General features: G+C 60.5%; 3 protein-coding genes, 1 tRNA gene and 1 pseudogene. 3 read left to right on the plus strand and 2 right to left on the minus strand.

Annotated features, from left to right (window positions below):
• The first annotated feature begins 26 nt into the window (after positions 1–26).
• The gene (locus tag JCM21793_RS13060; protein WP_007007499.1) at positions 27–380 is read left to right on the plus strand and encodes a hypothetical protein; all 354 of its coding nucleotides are present in this window, start codon (positions 27–29) and stop codon (positions 378–380) included.
• A gap of 96 nt (positions 381–476) precedes the next feature.
• Here JCM21793_RS13060 and JCM21793_RS13065 read toward each other — a convergent pair whose 3' ends face one another.
• The gene (locus JCM21793_RS13065; protein ID WP_007007500.1) at positions 477–1,205 is read right to left on the minus strand and encodes an SIMPL domain-containing protein; all 729 of its coding nucleotides are present in this window, start codon (positions 1,203–1,205) and stop codon (positions 477–479) included.
• Between the two features lie 110 nt (positions 1,206–1,315).
• On the opposite strand from JCM21793_RS13065, the gene JCM21793_RS13070 reads away from it, so the two are divergent.
• Both JCM21793_RS13070 and JCM21793_RS13075 read left to right on the plus strand, forming a co-directional pair.
• Positions 1,316–1,392: transfer RNA gene (locus tag JCM21793_RS13070), tRNA-Ile, on the plus strand.
• A gap of 824 nt (positions 1,393–2,216) precedes the next feature.
• Positions 2,217–9,098 (plus strand): DUF11 domain-containing protein, encoded by a 6,882-nt coding sequence (locus tag JCM21793_RS13075; protein ID WP_025030662.1) that lies wholly within the window; start codon positions 2,217–2,219, stop codon positions 9,096–9,098.
• Between the two features lie 101 nt (positions 9,099–9,199).
• Here the strand turns inward: JCM21793_RS13075 and JCM21793_RS13080 are convergent.
• Positions 9,200–9,630, minus strand: a pseudogene (locus tag JCM21793_RS13080) (hypothetical protein); the annotation flags it as partial.

Here is a 9,630-nt window from a genome sequence, read left to right on the forward strand (position 1 = left end):
GGTCCCGAACCAGCAAGGAGAGCACCATGTTTCAGAAACTGAAGATCGCCACTCTTTCCGCAATGATCGGGCTGGGCACTCTGGCGGCAGCGCCCGCCACGGCTCAGGCGGACAGTCTCTATTTCGGCTTTGGTATTGGCGGCCCGTCGGGCGGTTATGTCTATGGCAATAGCGGACGCAGCCATAGAGCCGAACGTCCTCGCCGCCATTATCGTGCCTGCTCGCCGCGTCAGGCGGTTCGCAAGGCGGAACGCATGGGGTTGCGCCGTGCCCGCGTCGTGAGGGCCAACCGTAACATCATCCGCGTGGCCGGACGCACCCACTGGGGGCGTCAGCACGTAGTGTTTGCCCGTGCGCCGCGCTGCCCGGTGATTCGCTGATCGGATCGGTTTCACACTTCCTGGACTCTGCCATCCAAACATAAAAGCCGCCGGCATTCGCCGGCGGCTTTTGTGTTCTATCGTGTGATGCCCGGCTTATCTGTCGAGCTCGAAGGTCACATTGACCTGTACCTGATAGGCGTTTTCGCCGGCTTCCACTGGAACGGCCTCTGCCGAAGCCTGCATCCGGACGGCCTTGCCGGCATAGGGCATCGGCGGACGGTGCTGCATCTGCTCGGAAATCTCGACGATGTCGCCCAGTTCAACGCCGGCAGCCTCAGCGAGTGTCTTCGCCTTGTCCAGCGCGTCTTTTACGGCGCGCTTGCGCGCTTCGGTGATGGTGGCGGACGGGTCATCATTGGTAAAGCTCAGGCCACCGCCCTGATTCACACCCAGAGTGACCGACCGATCAAGGATGGCACCGACTTTGTCGAGATCGCGGATGCGTACGGTGAGCGTGTTGCCGACCTCGTAGCCGACGATGCGTGGCGTTTTCTCGTCATTCTTGTCGTTCGGATAGACATAGCGTGGGTTGATGGACAGGCCGCCCGTCTGCAGGTCGCGCGCCTCGATGCCGTCTCCCTTCATCGCATCGATCACGGAGGTCATCGCTTCATTGTTCGCGTCGAGCGCGGCGCGTGCCGTTTCGGCTTCGCGCACCACGGCGATGGTCAGGATCGCCATATCGGGACTGATGGCGGCTTCTCCCTCTCCGGTCACGATGATTCGCATGTCCTTGTCATCGGCGTGAGCCGGGGCTGCGGCAAACAGCGAAGCAGCAAGCATGGGAGCAGCGAATGCGGCTGGGAAGATGGATTTGGTCATGGAAATCTCCTTTTGCGATGTCCCGAAAGGGCACCTAGCGATGGATTGTGTATCGATTGCGGCAAGATGGCTTGTGCGGCGGCGAAAAAGCAATTAATCCATCGCCCACCGGGCCTGTAGCTCAATTGGTTAGAGCCGGCGGCTCATAACCGCTTGGTTGGGGGTTCGAGTCCCTCCGGGCCCACCATCGACACATTTGTGGCCGTGCTGGCGTTCTTCCGGTTCTCTCGAAGTTTCATCTTTTAAGATATGATACTGATATTTTATTCCGGTTTTTTTATCATAACCGGTTAATTTTCTATTAATTTTCATATTTTCCAAGATTTGGTGCCTTCGGTGGAGAGAATATTACTACGATTTATATTTTTTCTCGTAGTTTGTCTTTTTTCGGATTCTGCCTTCTCTCAAATAGGCATCGGTTTCCGGGGGGACGGTAACTATGTAGGCACCATCGGGTCTAACAAGGGGTCGGTTGAGGGTTACAAATGTCCTGCCGGCACAGTCCTTCGCGGGCTCTATCACGCCGATGTCTCCATGAGCGATAGCGTGTCCAGCGTACGAGGCATGACAGCTCAGGTTGGACTGTATTGTGCCTCGATATCGGTTCTCCCCAACGGGACGGTTCAAACGATAAATACGTCCACGAACGGGACCCCGGAGGTGTTGGGGTATGGTTATCAAAACCAGGGATCAAAGCGAAATCGATATTGCGCAGCCGGGCAGATTGTTCAGCGGCTTGGTGGGTACGATCGGGTAGGACCCTCGGCAACAGTTCCATGGGCTTCCAGCATGCGGATGGCGTGCCGTCCGCTTCAATTGGGAGCTTCAGACTGGGTCTCTGTCGATACGTCTGTGACGGCGGGAATACAGACCCTTGGTGTGAATGAAAGCAACGCTACCCATCATTTCAGAGGGTGGTTTTGCGACGAAGCAGCCTATCGAGCTGCTTCGGGAATCCACAGGCAAGCCGGAGGACGGGGTTATGATGGTATCAATGTCTATTGCGGGCAATTGGAACAAGCCCGACATTCGGCCGCTCTGAGTTTTTCCGATTTTGCATGGGACCAGACCATCGGTGGTGCCGGTTGGCTGGTCAACCTGACCAAGGACAATGTTCTTCTCGACAATGGAAGCGGGCTATCGGGGGAGGATGTTGAACCATATGTCTCCCTGTCCGACAACGACCCTGCGGACTATAGCCCCAGCAGTGAGGTCTATGTGCTGCCGGGATCAGGTTATGGAGCCACGGCTTCGCAACGGCCTTCCGGAATTCCGGAGAACGCGTTCGCAGAGATCGGCAGTTGTGCGGGCAAAATCGTAAAAATCGACCAAGAGGACAGCACCTGTTCTCTCACGATTGCCGGTCGCCCCGACCTTTCGATTGCCATCTCCACGCCGACGGGCGTCTACAATGCACCCGGCGATACGATGAACATGACGGTGAGTGCCACCAATCTGGGCCCGGGTACCGTTGAAGCCTCGGATGGGTTTGTCATAAGTATTGCCGTGCCGACAGGATGGACGGCCAGCCCGGTTCCGGGATGTACGGTCTCCGGACAGACGGTGTCCTGCGCGGTGAACACGCCGCTGGCGCCCGCGGCCACCCCCGGAGGGGCAGGTGGCGGCATCACGTTCACCATCCCGCTCGTGGCCAACTCCGATGCCGTCTCGGGAAGCCATCCCATCACCGCCTCGCTTGATCGGTCTGTCCCTGACGGAGACGGCGATCCGACAAACGATGATTTCGAAACGGCCAACGATCAGGAACAAGGCACGGTCGAGTTTGTCAAACTGCCCAGATTGACTGTCCGCAAGACGACCTTTGACGATGTGGGCAGCTTTACCTTCACTGGCAACAATGGCTGGCAAAGCCAGACGATCACGACCGTATCGGAAGGTGTTGCGGAGCGCGGCGATACGCAGATCCTGTCAGACGTCGGCGTCGAAACGGTTATCTCCGAGACTCTGCCGCCCAATTGGGTTCTCGATGACGTTATCTGCCTCGGAATGGGATCCGGGGGGACAGTCTCCTTCGACGACAACTCCTTCACGCTCTCATCCGAGGCGGTGGCCGTAGACAGCGAGATTGACTGCACGGTGGTCAATCAAAAGGTGTTGCTCAGCACGTCCAAGGCATCGGATGTGGGCGATGGGGTGGGCGTTCAGGCGGGCGATACGATTACTTATACGCTGACGACCGTGGTGACAGGCGGGACGACGACACAGGACCTTGTTCTGACCGATGTGCTGGGCGCGGGGCTCGACTTCGGCAGTGTGACGGCACCCGGTGCGTTTGCTGCGGATACTGGTGGCGCGCCGACCCTGTCGTTCACGCTTCCTGCGGGGACTGCGGCGGGTACCTACAGCGTGTCGTACACCGCAACTGTTTCGGGCGGCGCATCGGGCTCGGTGTCGAATACCGTGACCGCAGATGTGGGGGACTGCAACCCCTGTGCGACAAGCAACCCGCTTGTGGAACTCAGCACCTCGAAAGCGTCCGATGTGGGCGATGGTGTTGGCGTTCAGGCGGGCGACACGATTACCTACACGCTGACGAGCGTGGTTACCGGCGGCACCACAACACAGGACCTGGTGCTGACCGATGTGCTGGGGGCGGGGCTCGACTTCGGCAGTGTGACGGCCCCTGGTGTGTTTGTTGCCGATACGGGTGGCGCGCCGGCCTTGTCGTTCCGGCTTCCCGCCGGCACATCGGCGGGTACCTACAGCGTGTCCTACACGGCGACGGTCTCGGACAGTGCATCCGGCTCGGTGTCGAATGCCGCCTCCGCAGATGTGGGGAACTGCAATCCCTGTGCGACGAGCAACCCGCTGGTGGAGCTCAGTACCTCGAAGGCTTCCGACGTGGGCAACGGCGTGGGGGTTCAGGCGGGCGACACGATTACCTACACCCTGACGAGCGTGGTTACCGGCGGAACGACGACACAGGACCTGGTTCTGACCGACACGCTGGGCGCGGGTCTTGACTTCGGCAGTGTGACGGCGCCGGGTTCCTTCGTGCCTGATACGGGTGGGGCGCCAACACTGTCCTTCACGCTTCCCGCCGGCACATCGGCAGGAACGTATAGCGTGTCCTACACGGCGACGGTCTCGGACGGCGCATCGGGCTCGGTGTCGAATACGGTCACCGCAGATGTGGGGGACTGCAACCCCTGTGCCACGGCCAATCCGCTCGTGGGGATCAGCACGTCGAAGGCATCTGACGTGGGCGATGGCGTGGGTGTTCAGGCTGGAGATACGCTGACCTATACACTGACGACTGTGGTTGCCGCCGGGGCGACGACACAGGACCTGGTCCTGACCGATGTGCTGGGCCCGGGGCTCGATTTTGGCAGTGTGACGACACCGGGCGCGTTTACTGCCGATACCGGTGGAGCGCCAAGCCTGTCGTTCACGCTTCCGACAGGTACGGCTGCCGGCACCTACAGTGTCTCCTATACGGCGACCGTAACCGAAGCTGCATCGGGACAGGTGTTGAACACTGCGACGGCGGATGTGGGAGACTGCAATCCCTGCGCCACTGCGAACCCGCTGGTGGAACTCAGCACGTCCAAGGCATCGGATGTGGGCGATGGGGTGGGCGTTCAGGCGGGCGATACGATTACCTACACGATGACGACCATTGTTACTGGCGGGACGACGACACAGGACCTTGTTCTGACCGATGTGCTGGGCGCGGGGCTCGACTTCGGCAGTGTGACGGCGCCGGGTTCCTTCGTGCCTGATACGGGTGGCGCGCCGACCCTGTCCTTCACGCTTCCAGCAGGAACATCGGCAGGAACACACAGCGTGTCGTACACCGCAACTGTCTCGGACAGTGCATCCGGCTCGGTGTCGAATGCCGTCACCGCAGATGTTGGGGATTGCAACCCCTGTGCGACAAGCAACCCGCTTGTGGAACTCAGCACCTCGAAGGTATCGGATGTGGGCGATGGGGTGGGCGTTCAGGCGGGCGATACGATTACCTACACGCTGACGACCATTGTTACTGGCGGGACGACGACACAGGACCTGGTGCTGACCGATGTGCTGGGGGCGGGCCTCGACTTCGGCAGTGTGACTGCGCCCGGTGCGTTTGTTGCCGATACGGGAGGGGCACCAACTCTGTCGTTCACGCTTCCAGCAGGAACATCGGCAGGAACACACAGCGTGTCGTACACCGCAACTGTCTCGGACAGTGCATCCGGCTCGGTGTCGAATGCCGTCACCGCAGATGTTGGGGATTGCAACCCCTGTGCGACAAGCAACCCGCTTGTGGAACTCAGCACCTCGAAAGCGTCCGATGTGGGCGATGGTGTTGGCGTTCAGGCGGGGGACACGATTACCTACACGCTGACGAGCGTGGTGACAGGCGGCACCACAACACAGGACCTCGTTCTGACCGACACGCTGGGCGCGGGGCTCGACTTCGGCAGTGTGACGGCGCCCGGTGCGTTTGTTGCCGATACGGGTGGTGCGCCAACTCTGTCGTTCACGCTTCCTGCGGGGACTGCGGCAGGAACACACAGCGTGTCCTATACAGCGACGGTCTCGGACAGTGCATCCGGCTCCGTGTCGAATGCCGTCACAGCAGATGTGGGGGACTGCAACCCCTGTGCGACGAGCAATCCGCTGGTGGAACTCAGCACGTCCAAGGCATCGGATGTGAGCGATGGCGTGGGCGTTCAGGCGGGGGACACAATTACCTACACGCTGACGAGTGTGGTTACCGGCGGCACCACAACGCAGGATCTGGTTCTGACCGATGTGCTGGGCGCGGGCCTTGACTTCGGCACTGTGACAGCCCCGGGTTCCTTCGTGCCTGATACGGGTGGCGCGCCGACCCTGTCCTTCACGCTTCCCGCGGGGACTGCGGCGGGTACCTACAGCGTGTCCTACACGGCGACGGTCTCGGACAGTGCTTCCGGCTCGGTGTCAAATGCCGTTACGGCAGATGTGGGGGACTGCAATCCCTGCGTCACTGCGAACCCGCTGGTGGAGCTCGGCACGTCCAAGGCATCGGATGTGGGCGATGGGGTGGGCGTTCAGGTGGGCGACACGATCACCTACACGCTGACGAGCATTGTTACTGGCGGGACGACAACGCAGGACCTGGTGCTGACCGATGTGCTGGGCGCGGGGCTCGACTTCGGCAGTGTGACGGCACCCGGTGCGTTTGTTGCCAATACGGGAGGGGCGCCAACTCTGTCGTTCACGCTTCCAGCAGGAACATCGGCAGGAACACACAGCGTGTCGTACACCGCAACTGTCTCGGACAGTGCATCGGGCTCGGTGTCCAACGCTGCCTCCGCAGATGTGGGGAACTGCAATCCCTGTACAACGAGCAACCCGCTGGTGGAGCTCAGTACCTCGAAGGTATCGGATGTGGGCGATGGTGTTGGCGTTCAGGCGGGCGACACGATTACCTACACGCTGACGAGCGTGGTTACCGGCGGAACGACGACGCAGGATCTGATCCTGACAGACACGCTGGGGCCGGGACTCGACTTCGGCAGTGTAACAGATATCGGATCGTTTGCCGCCGATACCGGTGGCGCACCGGAACTCACCTTCACGCTTCCTTCCGGAACGGCTGCCGGCACCTACAGTGTGTCCTACACGGCGACGGTATCTGACAACGCGTCGGGACCGTTATCCAATGCGGTGGTCGCGGATGTAGGTGAATGCGGTTCGTGCGCAACAGCAAACCCGCTTGTCAGGCTCAACACGACAAAGAGTTCAGATGTTGGAGACGGCGCGGATGTCCAGATCGGGGACACGCTTACCTACACGCTGACAACCGTGGTTGCTGAAGGGGCGACCACGCAGGATCTCATTCTAACCGATACGCTCGGCGCCGGGCTCGACTTCGGCAGTGTCACGAATTCCGGTCCATTCACCGCGGAGACGGGCGCGGCGCCGGAATTGTCCTTTACACTGCCCGCAGGGATGCCGGCTGGAAGCCACAGCATAACTTATACGGCAGTCGTGGCCGAAGGGGCGCCGGTGACACTGTCCAACAGTGTGGTCGCAAGCAATGGAGACTGCATCTCGTGCAGCACCGAAAACCATCTCCCGCCCGATGTGCGTATTTCCAAATCCCTCGTGTCGGAGGATGGTGCCGTTCCCGGGCTGGCAGAACTCGGGGAAACTCTGATTTTCGAGATCGTTCTGACCAATGCGGGCAGCGCTGCCGACAGTTTTTCCGTTCGTGATGTACTGGACACGCATCTCATGTTTGTCGATGCAAGCGATGGCGGAGACCATGCTGACGGGATCATCGACTGGACAGGTTTAACGGTTCCGCAGCGTGAGGGCAGTGTTGACGGGCAGCTCGTTCTGACAGTTGAGGCCTCGGTCGCCGAGCGGCTTTCGGAAACGGCTGATACGGTCGTCAATCTTGCCAAAAAACCCGATGCGGCAGACCCGGAATGCCCCTCTGAACAATGCGTTGTTCTTCCGCTCCAGTTTCCCGGGCTGAGCCTGACAAAGACGGGCGGATTCACCGATATCGATGGCGATGGACTGGCTTCTCCTGGTGACGTTCTCCATTATGAGTACGAAGTCGTCAACACTGGCAAACTCCCCGTAACCGACATTCGGATCGAGGACGAAGGTCCGGAATTTAACGGGCATGCCGCAAATGGTCGATTGTCTGATATCCGGCCGCAAACCCAGTCTCTGGATGCCGATGATACGGGGCAATTCTCGGCCACATATCTCCTCACACAGGCCGACATCGACAATGGCGCGGGACTTCTCGAGGCTGTCAGGAACTCAGCTGTCGCGTATGGCTCGGTTGTGGACGGCGGCGGCGAAGAATTTCAGCTCGCGTCAAACGAAAGCGTGTTCTCGTTTACCCTGCCTGCAGGGGGCAAAAACCTGACAATCAGCAAGATGGCCGAAAGATCGTCGATCCGCCGGGGCGAACAGGCACCGTTTACGATCGTCGTTGCCAACAACAGCGATGTGCCCGTTCGCGGACTGAAAGTCGAGGATCAGCTTCCCGCCGGGTTCCGCTTCATTGAGGGTTCTGCAGTGGTTGACGGAGCACCGGCAGCCCCGGTCGTCAACGGCCGTTCGCTGCTGTTCGACGACATTTTCGTGGAGGCGCGAAGCTCCGTCGAAATCCGTCTGAGCATGAACGCGCCTGCCTCCATAGGTCCCGGCATCTATGTCAATACGGCGGTTCTGACCGATCCTCTCGGCCGCCGGATCTCCGCGGAAGCCAAAGCCAGCGTTCAGATCGAAGCGGAACCCATCTTCGACTGCGGTGACGTGATCGGCAAGGTCTTCGACGACAGAAATCGCAACGGATATCCAGATGACGAGGAGCCTGGCCTGCCGGGCGTGCGGCTGGCCGTGGTGGAGGGGAAGCTGATAACAACTGACCCGGCCGGGCGCTTCCACATACCATGCGCTGCGCTACCAGATCAGCGCCTTGGGACCAACTTTGTCATTAAGCTCGATGCCCGTACGCTGCCCTCCGGATACCGGCCTACGACGGAACATGTGCGTGTGGTACGTTTGACGGCAGGAAAGATGATGAAGGTCAATTTCGGTGCATCGATCCAGCGCGTTGTGCGGCTGGATCTGCGTAGCGATGCGTTCGTTCGCGGGACAAGCGCTCTCAGTCAGAGCTGGCTGTCGGGTATCGACCAGCTGATCCAGATTCTCGACAGGGAGCCCTCCGTCCTTCGGCTGAGCTATCTTGATAATGAAGGTAGCCGAACGCTTGCGAGAACCCGCCTTGCCTGGGTGGAAAAGCGTATCAAGAAACACTGGCGAAGGTGGGGAGGACGGTATCGCCTCGAAATTGAAACGCGTGTGCTCACCGGGAAAGTGCGTCCGCCGGGATATTCAGGCTTTGAACTGGACGCAGCCGCGGAGCGGTGATGTCTCTATCGGGAGCGGGTGAAGAGAAGATACCTGCCTCGAGAGCATTGTAAAAGCCCCGCCGGCAAAAACCGGCGGGGCCATTTTCAGAGGTGCTCCGGTTACTGGAGCTGATTGCCTTTGTCGCGCGGCCGCAAGAGTTGCGGATTGATGCGCAGGGGACGATCAAGCTGCTGCCGGGGCACCCGGTTGACCGGCGGCGTCACGCGGATCTGCCGGCAATTCGGGTATTTGCCCGTGGTGCCCGGCGGGCAACGGCGCTGCACGACCGGACGACAGTTCGGGAAGGTTCCCGTTGTGCCCTGCGGGCAGCGGCGCTGCACAACCGGGCGGCAGTTGGGGAACGTGCCAGTCGTTCCACGCGGGCAGCGGGGCCGCACGATGGGTGCGCAGTTGGGATAGCGCCCCGTCGTTCCCGGCGGGCACTGACGCTGCACCTCCGGCTTGCGGCAGGCACCGGCCACCAGACGTGTTCCGCGCGGACAGACGCAGCGTCCGTCCTGTGTGCGGATCATGCCCGGAAGCAGGCGGC

It is taken from the genome of Nitratireductor aquibiodomus NL21 = JCM 21793 (assembly GCF_000615975.1).
GTDB classification, from domain to species: Bacteria; Pseudomonadota; Alphaproteobacteria; order Rhizobiales; family Rhizobiaceae; genus Nitratireductor; species Nitratireductor aquibiodomus.

Bases quoted from the DNA above. Each gene is read 5' to 3' on its own strand.
- JCM21793_RS13060 (WP_007007499.1), top strand. From the start codon at position 27: ATGTTTCAGAAACTGAAGATCGCCACTCTTTCCGCAATGATCGGGCTG.
- JCM21793_RS13065 (WP_007007500.1), bottom strand. From the start codon at position 1,205: ATGACCAAATCCATCTTCCCAGCCGCATTCGCTGCTCCCATGCTTGCT.